Genomic DNA, 16,165 nt, shown 5'->3' on the forward strand with positions numbered 1-16,165 from the left:
CACGGACCGAAACAGTTTTTTGTGCTTATGAGAAAAATGGTTTGTATTCACGGCGTTCATGCATGACCGATACCCATTGGAGCGTCGTGAACTCCTCAAGCACCCATTCGCCGTTGAAACGGCCAAGACCAGAATCTTTCTCACCACCGAACGGCAAGTGCGGCTCATCGTTCACCGATTGGTCGTTGACGTGAATCATCCCCGTCTCGACTTGGCGGGCGAACTCGGTCGCGCGATAGATTGAACCGTGGACGGCACCGCTCAGTCCGTACGGGAGTTCGTTCGAGAGTTTCAGCGCCTCGGCGTCATCTTTGAACGACAGAATGACGGCGACCGGTCCGAAAATCTCATTTTTCGCGAGTGGCATGTCATTTGTGACACCGCTCACGACGGTCGGCTCGAGCACGTTCCCGTCAGCGTTGCCGCCGACCTGGAGCGTCGCACCGGCGTCGACCGTCTGCTTGATTTGATCGAGGATGCGGTCGACTTGATCGTGATCGATGAGCGGCCCGACTTGTGTATCCGATTCGTTCGGGTTGCCGAACTTCAAGGCGCGAACCCGCTCCACAAATTTTTCAAGGAACGCATCGTGAATCGACTCGGCGACGAGAATCCGGTTCGTCGACATACAGATTTGCCCTTGATGATAGAACTTCGAGTAGACGGCCGATTCGACGGCACGGTCGATGTCGGCGTCGTCTAACACGACGAAGACGTTATTCCCGCCGAGTTCGAGCGCTGTTTTCTTCAACAGGCGTCCGGCCTTCTCGGCGATGCCTTTGCCGACCTCGGTCGAACCAGTGAACGAAATGAGTTTTGGCACCGGATGCTCGACGATGGCGTCCCCAATCTCCGAACCGCGACCGACGACGACGTTCAAGACGCCTTTCGGAAGACCCGCCTCTTCAAATAACGAGGCGAACAGGAGACCACCTGTGACCGGTGTCGCTGTCGCCGGTTTGACGACGACGGTATTGCCCGTCGCGAGCGCGGAGACGATTGAGCGGACCGCGAGGTGGAACGGGAAGTTCCATGGGCTGATGACGCCGATGACACCGAGCGGTTTCCGGTAAACCCGGTTCTCTTTGTTCGGGACGATTGACGGCTTGATGAGTCCGTCCATGCGGAACGGGAACGTCGCCGCTTCTTTGATGATCGCCATCGATGCTAAAAATTCACCTTCTGCTTTGATACGTGTGCTACCCGATTCTTTGACGAGCCACTCGATGATGTCTTCTTTATGTTGTAACGTCACTTCGGCGAACTTCTCAATCAAGGCCCGTCGATTTTGTGGCAGCATCGTCGCCCATTCGGTTTGTGCTTCTTTCGCAACGGCATAAGCCTTGTCGAGATCAGACTCGTCGGCCGAACGAATCGAGAACAATGTCTCGTCCGTGAACGGGTTGGTGTTATCGATCGATTTGTCGCTTGATCCTTCGACCCATTGGCCATCAATGTACATCTTCGTAAAATCGGTATGCATGTTCAAACACTCCTTTATCTTTTTGCTTCACCTTAAGAAGTATTCACCTGATTTGAAAAATTAAACCTATCGATGCGCAACTAACTTGTTTTACAAAGTAGTTGCAAATGGTAGCTCCTTCCATTACTATTATGTATAACAAGTTAGTTTGGTGAAAGTGAGGATACGCCATGGCGATGAGTCAAATGTTAAAAGGATTGCTCGAAGGTTGCCTGTTGGCCATCATCGATAAAGGAGAGACGTACGGCTATGAGATGTCGGAGAAGTTGCAGGCGTACGGATTCACGATGGTGAGTGAGGGCAGTATTTACCCGGTCCTGTTACGGATGAAGAAAGAAGGGTGGGTCGAGACGGTCCAAAAAGCGTTACCATCAGGGGGACCGAAACGAAAATATTACATTTTGACGGAGGCGGGGCACCAAGAGTTGCTGGCCTTCAAACAACGTTGGGCGGAAGTGTCAAGCGGTGTCGACCGCGTACTCGGAGAGGGGAATGAAGATGGAACTTTTAAAAAAGAGTCGTGATTTTTTGGATGACTTGGCGGTATATCTCATGTCGAGCGGGAAATCGGAAGATGAAGTAAAAGAAGTTGTCGAGGAGTTAAAAGACCATCTCGAAGAAGCGGAACGAGCGGGAAAAGGTGTGGACGAGGTCGTCGGCCAGAGCCCGAAAGACTACATGCAACACCTCGGAAGCGAGATGACGTTTGACGTGAAGGGATTCGTCAAAATTGTTGCGATGATCATTCCGAACGTGTTCGCCTACATCATCATCGCTAATTTCATTCAAGGCGAGATGACATTCTCGACGGTCCAGTTGATTGGGTTCCCGCTCATCGCCGTCCTGTTCTTGCTGGCCGCCTCACAAGCGTTCCGCCACATGTCGGTCCGCTCAAAAGAAAGCAAATTTAAAAATGGGGCGACGTACATCACGCTCGCTGCGCTGCCGATGACATTGTTCCTCGGGCTGATGATACTCGACATCTTCGTCGAGACCCCGACGATCGTGTTCGGTCCAACCGGTCAACTCGTATTGTTCGGACTGGCCGTCGTCACGTTGCTCACTGTCTCGGTGTGGACGAAGACATGGATCAATCTGATCATTCCGATTCTCTTATTCGGACCACAATACGCGTTTGCCCAGACGAGTTTGCCGCTCGAGCAACAACTTATTTTCTCGATGCTGATTCTGTTCGTCGGGATGGGGGTCTTCTTGTTCGTCTGGTGGAAAAAGAATCAACAGGGGCAAGCATGATGCTCGGACGAATCATTTTTGTCGCGATCTTGTGTCTGCCGTGGGGCTTTTTCGTGACAGCGGCAGACTTTCTATGGGGGAATGCGCTCGGTTATCTTCTGATTCCAGCGATCGTGTGGTCGAGTGTGTGGTGGTTTGGGCGGCGTGGGATGGTCCCGTGGCTCGCATGTGGGCTCATCGTATCGTATGTCATTTCCACGGCGATGGTTTGGCACGTCGATGGGGCGTGGGATTATTTCTTCAAGCCGATTGGCCAGTCTATCCTCGTGAATGTCTGGACCATTGTTTACGCGAGTGGTGTCGTTTTGGCGTATATGTATCGTCGTGCTTTGCAAAAAGCACGTGAATCTGCTTAAGGTCGGACGCGGCTGGGAATAGGCAACTGAACGCCTAAAAGAGAAAGAAGGGATTCCCATTGCCAGTCAATCCGACGATTCAATTTTATTTGAACCAGTTTCAAAATCAGCTCTCGACCACATATGACCAATTGGATCCGCTCGAATTAAGACGACAAGAAGACGCAATGATGACCCGATTTCAACATAGAGAACATGTGCTTGATGTCGAGGAGCGCTGGATCACGCTCCCGAATCGCTCACTTCCAATCCGCATCTATCGATCGAGTCGAACGTTTGCCCCTGCCCTCGTCTATTATCACGGGGGTGGCTATGTCACGGGGAGTCTCGACACGCATGATGCGATTTGCCGGACGATCGCGAATGAGGCCGACTGTACCGTCATCTCGGTCGGTTATCGACTCGCGCCGGAACATAAATTCCCGACAGCCGTCTACGACAGCTATGAGGCGTTCGTTTGGATTGCGGATCACGCCTCGGAACTCGAAATCGATGCCGAGCGCATCGCCGTCGGCGGTGACAGCGCTGGGGGGACGCTCGCCACGGTCAGCGCTTTGATGGCCATCGAGCAAGGCCGTCCCCTCGCCATGCATCAGCTGTTATTTTATCCGGTGACGGGGACCGAGGAGAATCTGCCGTTATCGTTAATCGAGTATGCGACCGGCTATTTGCTCGACGAGGCGTTGATTCGTTGGTTCCAACACCAATACTTTCATGACGAGACTGAATTGATCCACCCCTACGCCTCGCCAATCGTTTCGCCACATTTGGCGAAACTGCCGCCGACGACGCTGTTGACGGCCGAATATGACCCGCTCCGTGACCTCGGCCGAGCGTACGCCAATAAATTGATTAGTCTCGGTGTCCCGGTGACGTATCACAATTACGGAGGACTCATCCACGGCTTCGTCAACTACTACGCATACGTTCCGGAAGCGCGACGAGCCGTCAAAGAAGCGGCGCAGTCGCTCGGACATGCCTTCCATACGCAAAAAACTCGCCCCTAAGGCGAGTTTTTTTCATGCTTTCGATAAATAAGGAAAGCGACAACCTTCCGGGAAAAATTGTCCTTCGTTCATGCGAATCATCCATTGGCCGTCGCGGGACGGACGTTGCTCCACATCGTCCAGGTCCGGCGTGAATTTAAAGACGATTTCGGTGATGCCTTCAAAGGAGAGCCGGGCCACGACGTCACGCATATCGACAGGCCGCGGCGACAGCACGGCATACAAGTTTAAGCGCGAGCGCTCAATCATATAAATGACATGGACGTCATCGAAACGATACACGTCCTCGTCCATCCCTTGATAGTAATGGAACATCCAAATGTGCATGTCGTCTGTCGTATACAGACGCGGTGAAAACGGGAGTGACTCCAGTTTGAAACGGCGCCACTGTTCGGCATCGACGTCGACATGTTCGAGTAGGGAAGCCGATCCCGAGACTGAAACGAATAGCTCCGGTTCGGGTTGGACGGAGAACCCCTGTTGCTCGTAAAATGGTGCAACCCCTTCGTTACAAGCCAAAAAATAAGGCAACCCATCCGTGTCATGCTGCTTGAACAAATGCTTAAAGATGCGGGTGGCGAGCCCTTGTCCTTGTCGGATCTCGTCCGTCATGACCGTTCCGATTTGATACGCTTCGCGCGCGGTTCCGTCCATCATCACTGTCATTCGGCTCATCCCGACGTTCGAGATGACATTCCGATAGAACGTCAATGAATAACAGCGATAGTGGTCAGTCCATTCGCCAGCTTTGTACCACTCGCGAAAATCGATGCCGAATGTCTCATCGGCAAAGTAAAAAAACGATTCGAGTTCTTTGTTCGAATACTCGAGGTTGGTGATTGGCTTTTTGGGCATAGGGCTCGCTCCTTTTTTGAACTTCTATGTCTGTTCCTGTACATTAGAGGCAGAGAGGGGTAATAGAGATTATGAAACGGTATGAAGCGATTTTATTCGATGTCGACGACACGTTGCTCGACTTTAAACAGAGCGAGCACGTCGCCTTGGAGCAGTTGCTCGCGGCACACAACGTTCGGATGACAGATGAATTGAAACAACAGTACGTGACGATCAATAACGGATTATGGCGCGCGTTCGAGCGTGGCGAGGTCGGACGGGAAGACGTCTTAATGGGCCGACACACGCAACTGTTCGATACGCTCGGCATCACAATCGACGCGCATGAAGTCGAACAGCGCTATCGCGACCATTTGCACGACGGGGTACACATCATCGATGGGGCACTCGAGCTCGTCCAAACGCTCAGTGAACAGTATCCGCTCTATATCGTCACGAACGGTGTGACGGAGACGCAGTTCAAGCGGCTCGAAGCGTCGGGACTGCTTCCTTATTTCAAGGATGTGTTCGTCTCGGATGCGACCGGATCGCAAAAGCCGATGAAACCGTTCTTCGATTACGTGTTCGACCGCGTGCCGAACGTGGCACCGCAACGTGGACTCATCGTCGGTGACTCGCTGACGGCAGATATCGCCGGCGGGCGCATGTATGGGCTCGACACGTGCTGGTACAATCCGCACGAGATTGCGGCGTCGGTCGAGACGACATATGAGATTCAAGACTTGCACGAGTTGAAGTCGATTCTATCAAGCTCAGCGATCGATAAAGTGGGGCGGCAGTGATTGCGGCAACGCATAGAGTGTCTCCGGGAAGAGTTTCAAGTCCCGGAGCGCGTCGAGCGGCTGCCAACGATAGATGAGGTGATCGCCTTCCGGTCCGTGGAAGTCTCCATGCCGGAGCGGGAGGTCACCCGATACATAAAAGTACATGCCGATCTCATGCACGGTGCGCTCCAAATACGTGAAGAAATTTTCGGAGACGAAAGCGAACGTCGTTCCCGTCAGTGTCGCTTCGAGTTCTTCTTGCAGCTCACGCGTCAAGGCGAGCTCGGCTTCTTCGCCGATGCCGACCCGGCCGCCCGGCAACGCCCAAAAGTCATCGTTCACGTTCCGATGAACGAGCAAATGACCGTCCTGGACCCAGATGCCGGCAACGCGATAATTGAACGTGCCGTGCTCGGTCGGAAATACGATATCCATTTTCATCACTCCATTCCTTAAGCTACATCAAGTATACGCCAAGGAGGCAGGTCATGTTTCAATCAAATGAGAGTTATAAAGGTGAGGACTTCCGCGACGAGACGCTCCGTGACATCCAACTTACGCAGACGACGTTCGAGAACTGTCGCTTCACCTATATCGATGCGACCGAGTTCGAGACCGAACAGTGTCGTTTCATCAACTGTGACTTCACCGATTCGAAGTGGAACGCCTCGCGCCACAGCGGCAGCTCGTTCTTGAACTGTCAGTTCAATGGGGCGAATCTGTTTTTGAGCGAGTTCGATCAGTGCAAGATGACAGGCTCGTCGTTCGAGTCATGCACGTTCGAAGGGGTCGTCGTGCGTGAAGGAGATTGGTCGTTCGTCAATCTGCGTCACGCCCCGCTCCGGAAGATGGATTGGTCCGGTGTCCGGTTGACCGAGGCCGATTTATACGGTGCGGATTTGAAAGAATCACGCTGGACGAACGCCGTCTTGTCCCGCGCCGTGTTGCAACACGCGGATTGCTCCGGTGCCGATTTTGTAGGGGCCGAGATGGATGGTGTCGATTTCTCGGACGTCATTCTGAAACAAGCGACGCTTGACGTCATGCAGGCCGTCCAAGTCGCCCGCTCGCTCGGGGCGAACGTCATATGACCAATGAGCAAGTGCTCGAGCACTTGACGGCCATGGCCGCGGAGCGGGAAGACGTCCGCGTCCTCGTCTTGAACGGGTCGCTCGTCAATCCGCACGTAAAACCAGACCGTTTTCAAGACGTCGATGTCACTTGTTTCGTCGAAGACGTGATCGCGTTCATCGAGGACCGCTCGTGGATGGCGCCGCTCGGGGACGTCTTGATTATGCAGACGCCGGACGAGGTGCCGGGAGGCGACGAATATGAGCGTTTCGCGTTTCTCGTCCAGTTTGCAGCCGGTCATCGCGTCGATTTGACCGTCCGTCCTATGCGTGACGTGCAGGAAGCGATTCACGCTGACTCACTCAGTCTCGTCCTCATTGATAAAGACGAGATTGCCGGTCAAACGATCCCATCTGATGACACGTACCGCATCAAACGACCGAGCCGATTCGACTATGAGCAGTGTTGGAACGAGTTTTGGTGGGTGTCGCTTTACGTCGTCAAAGGTATCAAGCGGGGTCAACTGTTATACGCTTTCGACCATGTGACGATCATGCGAACGATGCTCCGGCAGATGCTTGCATGGGACGTCGGCTTTGCGACAAACTTTACGGCGAACGGAGGAAAGTCCGGGGATGGGCTTGAGAAGCATCTGGCCCCTGAAGTATGGCAGGCTTATCTTGATACATACACTTTGGTCGAAGTGACAGCGATGGAAACGGCCCATGCGACATTGGTGGAACAATTTGAATGTGTCAGTCGCCGCGTGGCCGACCAAGCCGGATATCCGTTTGCGGAGATGGAAGCCCGACGAATTCGTGACGCCTTTTCTACGCTTTGGTGTTCAAACGATTAGTTTTCGGTTGAGTCGGGAAAAGCCCCTCTATAGAAGGGGGAATGACGCTTGAATCCGTATACGACGTTCATCGCGCTCCTAGTGGGGAGTTTACTCTTATTTGTCGGCATCCGGACGAAAAAATGGCCGATTTTAGTCGTGGCCTTATTTCCGCTTGGACTTGTCGCCTTCAACATGTATTTGCTGATTACTGGACGTTAGAAGACTGTTTTCTTCAGTCTTCTTTTTTGTATATCGATTTTACAAAAAATGCTGTCGGCAACAAAATCCCGATGGCCGCTTCGAGCAAGGCGAACAACCGGGCCGGACCGATTGGCAACAGGTCGCCGAATCCGATAGACAGCAACGTGACCCCGCTGAAGTAAAGCAGATTGCGCCAGTTCGGATCGACCGCGTTCATCGTCTCGAGTGACGTCACCAATATGACGCCATCGCGTGAGAGCGCGTAGTAAATCAAGGCAAACCCGATCATGACGCCGAATAGGCTGACGAACAAGTGGCTGAACAAGCGCATGTCGAAACCGGTCTGTCTATACGTTTGGCGCCGAAAAAAGGTAAACACGTTCAAGCCGACGAATAATAGGGCAATCGTCAATAAAATGGTATTCACGCCCATTTCTCCCTTCTGTGACAGTCTGTATTATGTTGTTTCCCTGATCGTTCACCGTCAAACGGACCGATTCACACCAAGACGGATTCATTCAACAAGGAGGTGTCCGAGTGCGACGATGTTTAATGGGCGGCTTATTGTTCATCTTCTTTTTAGGAGGATGTACGACGAAAGAGCCGTTTGATTTTGATGAAATCCATTCCTATAAGATTTTTTACAACATGCCGACCGAGGCGATCATTGAAGACATGGCCCGATACGACCTCGTCATCATCGAACCGATTTGGTATACACCGGAACAGATTGAGACGATCCGCTCGAACGGGACGAAAGTGCTCGGCTATATTAACGTGATGGAAGCAGACACGTGGAATCGGGCGCTCATCGGCCAAATGGACAAAGACGATTTCTTCTATCGAGACGGGGAACGCATCTATTTCCCGAAATGGGATTCGTATTTGACGGATATCAGCTCGTCCGATTTCCGTAAAATTTTAATCCGCGAAATTCAAAAACAAGTCATCAATAAACATTTGGACGGTATTTTCCTCGATACGGTCGGGGATATCGATGACGTCCACCTCGACTATCCGGACGACTTAGAAGAACAGCTGGCTGGGCTCGAGGCCTTTTTACAAGCGATTGAAAAGGCATATCCGGGCGTCCCAGTCGTCCAAAACTGGGGCATCGAGACGCTCGAACGAACGAGCGCGCCTTATGTGGAAGGCTTCATGTGGGAAGGTTTTAACTACACGGAAATCACGTCCGACTCTTGGTCGATGGAGATGCTCGATCGAATGAACGCGATTCAGGACGAATACGGAATCGCTGTCCTCACCGTCTCAGACCAAGAAGAGGCGACAAGTCGGGATATGGCCGAAGCGAACGGATTCATCCATTATCACGAACCGACTTATTACAATACGTGGGATTTTTAGGGGGTAATTAGGGTAAGGGAAGATAAGGGACTATGTATACCTGTCCGAGGGCAGGGGATCATCCCGCATTAAAAACTGAAGAGATGTTATCCATGAGGAGGGGATTATCATTCTGTACGCTCAAGACCGTCCATGGCTCAAATGGGTCGAGATTCTTGTCGTGTTCGCACTATTGATCGGAATCGATTTATTCTTCAGCCTAGGCACGATTCAAAATGAACTGAACTTGTTTTATGTGGCCGCCATCTTATTCGCCTTACGATACGGCACTATCTTCGGCTTAATCAGTTTTGGCATCTTGCTCCTCTATAAAGTGTTATACACCGGCTTAATGGGAGGGGACATCTTCCTCTTGTTCTACGATACAAACTCACTTCTTACACTGTTTTACTACTTCGCCATCACCGTCATCGTCGGGTTGTTCAGCACCTCATTTCGAGAGCGTTATGAAATCAGTCAGTTCCGCAATGAGGAACTGAAAGATGAGAACACGTATTTGAAAGAGACCGTCGATTTACTCAACACTTCGCAAACGACACTTCGTCAAAAACTACTTCAATCCGAATACAGCTTGAACCAATTGTATGAACTTGCCGTATCGCTCGACTTGCCACACCCGGAACTGATTCGAAGCGAAACGATTCGCCTGCTGAAAAAGACGTTTTTAGCGAGCGATGTCGCCATTTACCACGTCGACCGCTCCCAGAAATCGATGCGCCTCTTGATTCGGCAAACCGAAACGAAAGAGTTCCCGCAAACGATTTTCCTTGACGAGGCGTCAAGCATGTTCAAACGGTTCTTCCAAGTCCAAGAGACGACGCTCCGTCAACTCGACGACGAGGACACGGACCCGATGTTGCTCGCACCGATCATCGTGGACGGGATGACCCGAGAAGTCGTCGTCATCAAACGGTTGCCGCTTCGGAAATTGACGACCGATGACTTGCACGTTCTCAATATCCTCTTCTCGTGGATTGGCACACGCATTCAAAATGCCGAGAACCTGATTCGTAAAGAGCAGCACGAGAAGATGCATAAAGGCACCTCGTTTTATAAGAAAACAGCGTTCACAGAACTCGTCGCCATCCAAGAACAAAAGAAGATTCACCATGGACAGCCGTATATCGTCCTCGAATATCCGCTCGGCTATGAGCCTGTCTCACTCGAGAGTATCGAGGCCATCGTCCATTCTTATTTACGGGAGATCGATGTCGTCGGGTATGACCCGGATGAGAACAAGCTGTTGCTCTTACTCCCAGGAACGAGTGAAGAACACCGTCAACGGATCTATGACCGGATCGAAGGGATTTTAATCCAGAAGGGAGTGTGACGGGATGGAGTCTACCATTCGACTCGTATTGATCGGGATTTATGTCGTTCATGCACTGCTCGCCTTCGGATTATTGATCGTGTTGAAACGAAGAATGAAAGCGCCGGATTATGGCGTCGCGGTGGCGGCGCTCAGCTTCGGTCTGTTCTTACCGTTTCTCGCCGAACTTGCCGTCTATGCGGTGTATCGGCTTGCTGAACGGTTCGGTCGGAGCGGTCTGATTGAAGACTATGACGACTATATCGACTTCAAGGTCGTCAACTATGAACAAATTCGTCATGAAGCGAGCAGCAGCAGTCATCTGTTACCGCTCACCGACGCCATCAACTCGAAAGATCCGGCTATCCGCAAACACTCGATTTTGACGCACGTCAACCAGTCGATTGACCAGCAAGGCAAGTATTTGCAGATGGGACTTGAGAGCACGGACAGCGAGACTGTCCACTACGCCGCGGCGACAATGAACATCTTGATCGATCAATATGAACAAGAATTGAAACACGCCAAACGCGAATACGACTTAGGTAACCCAGACACGATTCGACGGCTTGCGACGATTTATAAACGCATGATCCATAGTGAGCTCATCACCGAGGTCATGTTGAAGGACAAGCGAGGCGCATGGCTGGAGGAATTATTGAAAGCGAAGACGCTCTATCCACCTTCGCCTTGGATTTACGAGGACTTGAACGAGATTTATCTCACGTTAGAGCGGCCCAAAGAGCAATTGAACATCTTAAAAGAGTACGTCCATCATTTCCCGGAACGCATCGAGGCTCATCTGATGCTGATCAATTACTATTATGAGCGCGAACGTTGGAACGAAGTGAAGGCGGTCATGTTTATGATGCAGACCCAATTCTCACTGGAGGACGTACCGTATGAGTACCGACTGTTGTTTGAAGAATGGAGTGACACGACATCATGGAAAAACGAACTGTAATCTCATTCTCGCTCTTCATCGTCTTATTTTTAGTCGTCGTCGGTGCGATTCAATACTTACGGATCCACTCGCTACACACGTTGTTGCCAAACGTCGCCGAGCAACAGATGAACATCGATCAGTTGAAGAGTGATGCCTCGGCAAAAGCGGGTCAGCATCAGCTTCAAGTTTATCTCGTCCGGGATGAAGGTGATTTGGCTGTCGAAACAGCGGACAACCTGCTGTACGGTCTGCAGTATGCGAAACTTGATGTTCGCGAAGTGAACCCAGGCGCCGTCGGATCGATTTCGCCATCTCCATACACCATCATCATTTTCACGGGTGAAGATACGACAAGATGGCCGTTCGTGGAAATGAAACGTTATGTCGAACAAGGCGGGAACCTCGTCTTTGCGAATCGGTTTAAAGATCCGGCATGGAACGCGTTGACCGGCATCGAAGAAATCGGTGAGTACGTACCGGACGTGTATGGTCTAAATTTTGAAGAGATGATTTTCCCTGGGTATGTCGACTTGAACCCACCGGACGACTTATTTGTCCATAGCGTCGTCGATTTTGCGATTGCAGACGAGGCCAACGTCATGTTGTCGGCCGAAGGATTCCCGATCCTTTGGGAATACGGTGTCGGCGAAGGGAACGTCCTTTATTGGAACACGACAATCACGAACCAAAAGATGATCCGCGGTCTGTTCGTGCAGACGCTCGGCACGATGCCGCCGGCGTTCGTCACAGCACAAGCAGCGATCAAACTCATGTACATCGATGATTTCCCGGCACCGGTCATGGACGGGAAAATGAAGGACGTGTCCGCGACCCCGCTCGATAAATCGGTCAAAGATTTCTTCGCCGAGGATTGGTGGGAAGATATGGTCGATTTGGCGAAAGACGACGACTTGATTTACACGGGTGCCATGATTGGGACATATGAAGAGGAGATGGAGCTCGTCGACGAACAGTTAATCAAACGGGGTGAGTTCCCAATGCTCTACTTCGGTCGCAAATTGATCGCCCACGGTGGGGAAATCGGACTCCATGGCTATAACCACCAGTCGCTCGTCACGGCCGATGAACCGATTGACCCGACGTACGGGTACATTCCGTGGCAAGATAAAGACGAGATGAAACGGTCATTGCTTCAAGCCGAGTCCGTGTTTGCGAACTATTTCCCGGCTGAAACGCTCAAGTCATACGTTCCGCCGTCGAACGCGCTCAACCGGACTGGGGTCGATGCGATCGCCGAGGCGTTGCCAGAACTGCGAACGATTGCTTCGCTCTACACGGGGGAGCCGGAGAGCGGGGACTTCGTCCAAGAGTTCGAATTTGATGCGACGCATCCGAACTTGTACCATTTCCCGCGTGTGACAAGCGATTACGGGGAAGAGCGCGGATCGATTTTCCAAATGGTCGATGCAATCGCCAACTTCGGTGTGTTTTCCCACTTCATTCACCCGGATGATGTCATCGACCCCGACCGGGCCTTCGGTCGGGATTGGGATACGATGTTCGCGAGTCTTCGCAAAATCGTCCACGACGTGAAGGATCAATATCCGCACCTCGAGGCATATACGCAACACTATGCGACCGAAAAGATGATCACATACCAACAAGCTGATTTGAACGTCACGTTCGATGAGTCGACGGTCTATTTGGCCGGGGAAGGGCTCGTCAACCCGTCTCATTTTACGATTCGCCTGAAACCGGGCCAGTCACTCGAGACAGGAAAGTTTGATTTCGGGACGGTCGAGCAGTGGGAGGCCGACCGACCGCTCTATCTCGTCAAACTGACATCGGCGAACGCTGAGATCGACATCAAGGGGGAAGCGCAATGAAAATCGGACTTGTCTTAGAGGGCAGTTATCCGTACGTGAGCGGAGGCGTATCGAGCTGGACGCAGACGTTAATCGAGGCGATGCCCGAGGTGTCGTTTGAAATCATCTCGATTCAACCGACCGAGAAACGGCCAGAAGACATGAAATACGCGCTCCCTCCGAACGTCTCGGGCATCACCCATCTGTATTTGAACGACGTAGGTGAACGCGCGAGGGGACGATTGAAGTGGGGTGCCGACGACGAACAGAACGTGTCGGATTGGCTCATGTTAAGAAGCCCGAACCGGCAAGCGTTGCGACTACTCGGGAAAGAAGTGCCTTCGAGCGAGGCGTTTTTCGCGAGCGAGTTCTTTTGGCGCAACGTGAAGGCCGCCTACGCCGAAGAGATGAACGGCGGCTCGTTCATCGACTATTTCTGGATGTGGCAAAGCATGTACACCCCGATTTTGCGGGTGCTCCATCAGCCGCTCCCGAAAGTCGACCTCGTCCATTCCGTATCGACGGGTTATGCCGGGGTAGTCGCTTCCTACATGAAAGAGACGCAAGGGATCCCGTTCATCTTGACCGAGCATGGCATTTATTCCCGTGAACGCGAGGAAGAAATTTTACAGTCGTATTGGATTCCGGCGCCGTATAAGCCGAGATGGGTCCGGTTCTTCCACCACTTGTCCCGCGAGGCGTATAACGCGGCCGATGAAATTATCACCTTGTTCGAGCGGAATCGCGAATATCAGGAATGGATCGGCGCCCCGAGCGAGAAGACGAAAATTATCGCCAACGGGATTGCCGACCGACAAATCCAGGCGACGGTCAATCGTCCGGAGCACGACCTCTTTCAAATCGGTGCCATCGTCCGCCTCGTTCCCATCAAAGACTTGAAGACGATGATTTACGCCGCCAAGATTTTGCAGGAGCGGCATCGTCTGTTCAAACTGACAATCATGGGTCCACTCGACGAGGATGAAGAATATGCGGAAGAGTGCCGTCTGCTCATCGAACAGAGCGGATTGAGTGATTATGTCGAACTGGCCGGGAAAGTGGACGTTCAAACGTATTTGCCGACCTTTGATTTACTGCTCCTGACGAGCATCTCGGAAGGGCAGCCGCTCGCGATTCTCGAAGGCATGGCCGCCGGGATTCCGTGGGTCGCCACCGATGTCGGCGCCTGTTCCGAGCTTTTATACGGACGAGCGGATGACCCGTTTGGTCCGGCCGGTTTCATCGTGCCACCGGTTCATCCGGAAGCGGTCGCCGACAAAGTCGAATGGATGATGGATTACCCGCAGGAACGAATGCGGTTCGGCAAGAACGGACGGGAGCGGGTCCGCCAATATTATCGTCTCCAACAAGTCGTGGACCGCTATAAGGCTATCTATGAAGCGAGGAGGGAACAGTATGGCGGGCATCGGGTTTAAGTTACAGAAGTTGTTCCAAGAAGACTACTATTCGTCCCGGCTGAAGGCGTACACGTTCTCCGGCCTCGTCACATCCGGACCGTGGTTGATTGTCATCTTGGTCGTCGGTACGATTCAATGGTTGGCGTTCCAAATGCCGACGTTGTCGCTCGCCGAACGGACGCTCTTCATGATCTCGGTCTCGTACGCGTTCATCTTCTCGCAAATCTTGTTCAGTTTTCAACAGCTCGTCGTCACCCGATACGTGGCGGACTTGTTTTATGAGAAGAAGGCACATGAGATTTTCCCGGTGTTCACCGGGATGCTCAAAGTGACGATTCTCGCGGCAGGCTTGCTGTATAGTATCTTTTGGCTATTGTCGCCGCTCGATTTTCTGTACAAACTGACGTTGTTCGTTTTATTCATGACGATTAACGTCATCTGGGTCATGTTCTTGTTTTTAAGTGCCGCCAAGTATTATCAAGCCGTGGCCTATAGCTTCCTGCTCGGCGGACTCATCTCGGTCGGGAGCGTCTATGCGATTAGCCGTCTCATGGTCGACCCGTCGAGTCTTGAGCTGTTGCTCGGTTTCACGGTCGGGATGATTGTGACGTTGTTCGGGTTGTTCTTCGCGATGCTCCGGACGTTCCCGCTCCGTTACGCGGTGAAAGAGTTCTCGTACTTCAAGTACTTCGACCGCTATCCAGACTTGTTCGCCATCGGCGTGTTGTACGTGCTCGGGATTTGGGTCACGAATTTCATCATCTGGTTCGGTGAAGGACGTGTGATCATCGCGGACTCGTTCTTGTTCAACCCGTATTATGACACGGCCATCTTTTGGTCGTACTTGACGATTATCCCGACGCAGCTGTTGTTCGTCGTCGCTGTCGAGACCCGGTTTTATGAGCGCTACCGTACGTTTTATGGATTGATCAACTACGGCGGGGCACTCCATCAAATCGAGAAGGCGAAACAGACGATGACGTCCGTATTGAAAAATGAGTTGATTCGACTTGCGCGGAGCCAAGGCGTGGTGACGCTGTTCGCCATCCTGATGGCGGGCGTGTTCGTCAGTTGGATTGGTGTCCCGGATGAGATCGGTCAAATCTTTCGGATGACGACGCTCGCGGCGTTCGCGAATGCGATGATTCTCATCTTGACGTTGTTGTTGCTCTATTTCGAGGACCGGCGCGGGGCGTTGTTCGTCAACATCTCGTTCTTCACGTTGAACGCGTTGTTCACGTTACTGCTCTTGCCGCGCGGCATCGATTGGTACGGTGTCGGCTTTGCCGTCAGCACAACGATCACGTTCTTCTTGGCCGGCCTGCGTTTGATTTATTATATGGGCAAAGTCGATTATTACGTGTTCGCCGCGTCGAACCGTCGCAAGCTCGGCACCGAGCGGTTCTCGCAAATGGGGACGTTGTTGAACCGGCGCTTTTCGCGATAAAGGGTTTTCAGTACAGGGAAAGACT

General features: G+C 52.2%; 18 protein-coding genes. 14 read left to right on the top strand and 4 right to left on the bottom strand.

Translation table 11 applies throughout. The features are described from left to right. Nucleotides 1-25 precede the first annotated feature (25 nt). Nucleotides 26-1,483 carry an aldehyde dehydrogenase family protein gene (locus KNP67_RS04095; protein ID WP_029594491.1) on the bottom strand — a complete coding sequence of 486 codons (1,458 nt, stop codon included), beginning with the start codon at nt 1,481-1,483 and terminating at the stop codon, nt 26-28. A 170-nt stretch (nt 1,484-1,653) separates the two neighbouring features. On the opposite strand from KNP67_RS04095, the gene KNP67_RS04100 reads away from it, so the two are divergent. From KNP67_RS04100 to KNP67_RS04115, 4 genes are read left to right on the top strand one after another with little or no spacing between them, the layout of a single operon-like run. Then, nucleotides 1,654-2,007 (top strand): PadR family transcriptional regulator, encoded by a 354-nt coding sequence (locus KNP67_RS04100; protein ID WP_128123661.1) that lies wholly within the window; start codon nt 1,654-1,656, stop codon nt 2,005-2,007. Next, a complete protein-coding gene (locus tag KNP67_RS04105; protein WP_214755975.1) occupies nt 1,982-2,737 on the top strand; it encodes an HAAS domain-containing protein in 756 nt (251 codons plus the stop codon). Before KNP67_RS04100 ends, KNP67_RS04105 begins: the two co-directional genes overlap by 26 nt. After that, complete coding sequence (locus tag KNP67_RS04110) at nt 2,737-3,093, top strand: hypothetical protein (protein ID WP_214755976.1); 357 nt, start codon at nt 2,737-2,739, stop codon at nt 3,091-3,093. The genes KNP67_RS04105 and KNP67_RS04110 overlap by 1 nt, the downstream gene beginning before the upstream one ends. 59 nt (nt 3,094-3,152) lie before the next feature. Further along, nucleotides 3,153-4,100 (top strand): alpha/beta hydrolase, encoded by a 948-nt coding sequence (locus KNP67_RS04115; protein ID WP_214755977.1) that lies wholly within the window; start codon nt 3,153-3,155, stop codon nt 4,098-4,100. 12 nt (nt 4,101-4,112) lie between these two features. Here KNP67_RS04115 and KNP67_RS04120 read toward each other — a convergent pair whose 3' ends face one another. Then, nucleotides 4,113-4,955: a GNAT family N-acetyltransferase gene (locus tag KNP67_RS04120; protein ID WP_131472191.1), complete on the bottom strand. Its 843-nt coding sequence runs from the start codon at nt 4,953-4,955 to the stop codon at nt 4,113-4,115. A 71-nt stretch (nt 4,956-5,026) separates the two neighbouring features. Here KNP67_RS04120 and KNP67_RS04125 point away from each other — a divergent pair, with 71 nt between their 5' ends. Continuing rightward, complete coding sequence (locus KNP67_RS04125; RefSeq protein ID WP_131472193.1) at nt 5,027-5,737, top strand: YjjG family noncanonical pyrimidine nucleotidase; 711 nt, start codon at nt 5,027-5,029, stop codon at nt 5,735-5,737. Here the strand turns inward: KNP67_RS04125 and KNP67_RS04130 are convergent. After that, nucleotides 5,708-6,154 carry an NUDIX hydrolase gene (locus KNP67_RS04130; RefSeq protein ID WP_021065918.1) on the bottom strand — a complete coding sequence of 149 codons (447 nt, stop codon included), beginning with the start codon at nt 6,152-6,154 and terminating at the stop codon, nt 5,708-5,710. The two genes, KNP67_RS04125 and KNP67_RS04130, sit on opposite strands and share 30 nt — an antisense overlap. A gap of 53 nt (nt 6,155-6,207) precedes the next feature. Here KNP67_RS04130 and KNP67_RS04135 point away from each other — a divergent pair, with 53 nt between their 5' ends. Genes KNP67_RS04135 through KNP67_RS04145 form a run of 3 tightly spaced genes read left to right on the top strand, consistent with a single transcriptional unit; the run spans nt 6,208 to nt 7,847 of the window. Then, nucleotides 6,208-6,810: a pentapeptide repeat-containing protein gene (locus KNP67_RS04135; RefSeq protein WP_214755978.1), complete on the top strand. Its 603-nt coding sequence runs from the start codon at nt 6,208-6,210 to the stop codon at nt 6,808-6,810. Beyond that, on the top strand, nt 6,807-7,646 hold the full coding sequence (locus KNP67_RS04140) for an aminoglycoside 6-adenylyltransferase (RefSeq protein WP_214755979.1): 840 nt from the start codon (nt 6,807-6,809) through the stop codon (nt 7,644-7,646). The genes KNP67_RS04135 and KNP67_RS04140 overlap by 4 nt, the downstream gene beginning before the upstream one ends. 48 nt (nt 7,647-7,694) lie before the next feature. Continuing rightward, nucleotides 7,695-7,847 (top strand): hypothetical protein, encoded by a 153-nt coding sequence (locus tag KNP67_RS04145; RefSeq protein ID WP_034779628.1) that lies wholly within the window; start codon nt 7,695-7,697, stop codon nt 7,845-7,847. A 13-nt stretch (nt 7,848-7,860) separates the two neighbouring features. Here KNP67_RS04145 and KNP67_RS04150 read toward each other — a convergent pair whose 3' ends face one another. After that, a complete protein-coding gene (locus KNP67_RS04150; RefSeq protein ID WP_233004872.1) occupies nt 7,861-8,262 on the bottom strand; it encodes an ion channel in 402 nt (133 codons plus the stop codon). 104 nt (nt 8,263-8,366) lie between these two features. Between KNP67_RS04150 and KNP67_RS04155 the strand changes: the two genes are divergently transcribed. The 6 genes from KNP67_RS04155 (at nt 8,367) to pelG (ending at nt 16,140) form a co-directional block, all read left to right on the top strand. Continuing rightward, nucleotides 8,367-9,194 (top strand): glycoside hydrolase family 191 protein, encoded by an 828-nt coding sequence (locus KNP67_RS04155; protein ID WP_353048243.1) that lies wholly within the window; start codon nt 8,367-8,369, stop codon nt 9,192-9,194. A 160-nt stretch (nt 9,195-9,354) separates the two neighbouring features. Further along, nucleotides 9,355-10,524, top strand: a complete 1,170-nt coding sequence (locus tag KNP67_RS04160) for a GAF domain-containing protein (protein WP_214755980.1) — start codon at nt 9,355-9,357, stop codon at nt 10,522-10,524. Nucleotides 10,525-10,528: 4 nt separating this feature from the next. After that, complete coding sequence (locus tag KNP67_RS04165) at nt 10,529-11,467, top strand: tetratricopeptide repeat protein (protein WP_214755981.1); 939 nt, start codon at nt 10,529-10,531, stop codon at nt 11,465-11,467. Continuing rightward, complete coding sequence (locus tag KNP67_RS04170; RefSeq protein WP_214755982.1) at nt 11,449-13,296, top strand: DUF2194 domain-containing protein; 1,848 nt, start codon at nt 11,449-11,451, stop codon at nt 13,294-13,296. The genes KNP67_RS04165 and KNP67_RS04170 overlap by 19 nt, the downstream gene beginning before the upstream one ends. After that, a complete protein-coding gene (gene pelF / locus KNP67_RS04175) occupies nt 13,293-14,711 on the top strand; it encodes a GT4 family glycosyltransferase PelF (protein WP_021065926.1) in 1,419 nt (472 codons plus the stop codon). Before KNP67_RS04170 ends, pelF begins: the two co-directional genes overlap by 4 nt. Beyond that, a complete protein-coding gene (pelG, locus tag KNP67_RS04180) occupies nt 14,692-16,140 on the top strand; it encodes an exopolysaccharide Pel transporter PelG (RefSeq protein ID WP_058765034.1) in 1,449 nt (482 codons plus the stop codon). Before pelF ends, pelG begins: the two co-directional genes overlap by 20 nt. The last annotated feature ends 25 nt before the right edge of the window (nt 16,141-16,165 follow it).

This window comes from Exiguobacterium sp. s157 (genome assembly GCF_018618205.1).
GTDB classification, from domain to species: domain Bacteria; phylum Bacillota; class Bacilli; order Exiguobacteriales; family Exiguobacteriaceae; genus Exiguobacterium; species Exiguobacterium chiriqhucha.

Bases quoted from the DNA above. Each gene is read 5' to 3' on its own strand.
- KNP67_RS04135 (WP_214755978.1), top strand. From the start codon at position 6,208: ATGTTTCAATCAAATGAGAGTTATAAAGGTGAGGACTTCCGCGACGAG.
- KNP67_RS04100 (WP_128123661.1), top strand. From the start codon at position 1,654: ATGGCGATGAGTCAAATGTTAAAAGGATTGCTCGAAGGTTGCCTGTTG.
- pelF (WP_021065926.1), top strand. From the start codon at position 13,293: ATGAAAATCGGACTTGTCTTAGAGGGCAGTTATCCGTACGTGAGCGGA.
- KNP67_RS04140 (WP_214755979.1), top strand. From the start codon at position 6,807: ATGACCAATGAGCAAGTGCTCGAGCACTTGACGGCCATGGCCGCGGAG.
- KNP67_RS04130 (WP_021065918.1), bottom strand. From the start codon at position 6,154: ATGGATATCGTATTTCCGACCGAGCACGGCACGTTCAATTATCGCGTT.
- KNP67_RS04110 (WP_214755976.1), top strand. From the start codon at position 2,737: ATGCTCGGACGAATCATTTTTGTCGCGATCTTGTGTCTGCCGTGGGGC.
- KNP67_RS04170 (WP_214755982.1), top strand. From the start codon at position 11,449: ATGGAAAAACGAACTGTAATCTCATTCTCGCTCTTCATCGTCTTATTT.
- KNP67_RS04120 (WP_131472191.1), bottom strand. From the start codon at position 4,955: ATGCCCAAAAAGCCAATCACCAACCTCGAGTATTCGAACAAAGAACTC.
- KNP67_RS04095 (WP_029594491.1), bottom strand. From the start codon at position 1,483: ATGCATACCGATTTTACGAAGATGTACATTGATGGCCAATGGGTCGAA.
- pelG (WP_058765034.1), top strand. From the start codon at position 14,692: ATGGCGGGCATCGGGTTTAAGTTACAGAAGTTGTTCCAAGAAGACTAC.
- KNP67_RS04125 (WP_131472193.1), top strand. From the start codon at position 5,027: ATGAAACGGTATGAAGCGATTTTATTCGATGTCGACGACACGTTGCTC.
- KNP67_RS04150 (WP_233004872.1), bottom strand. From the start codon at position 8,262: ATGGGCGTGAATACCATTTTATTGACGATTGCCCTATTATTCGTCGGC.
- KNP67_RS04105 (WP_214755975.1), top strand. From the start codon at position 1,982: ATGGAACTTTTAAAAAAGAGTCGTGATTTTTTGGATGACTTGGCGGTA.
- KNP67_RS04165 (WP_214755981.1), top strand. From the start codon at position 10,529: ATGGAGTCTACCATTCGACTCGTATTGATCGGGATTTATGTCGTTCAT.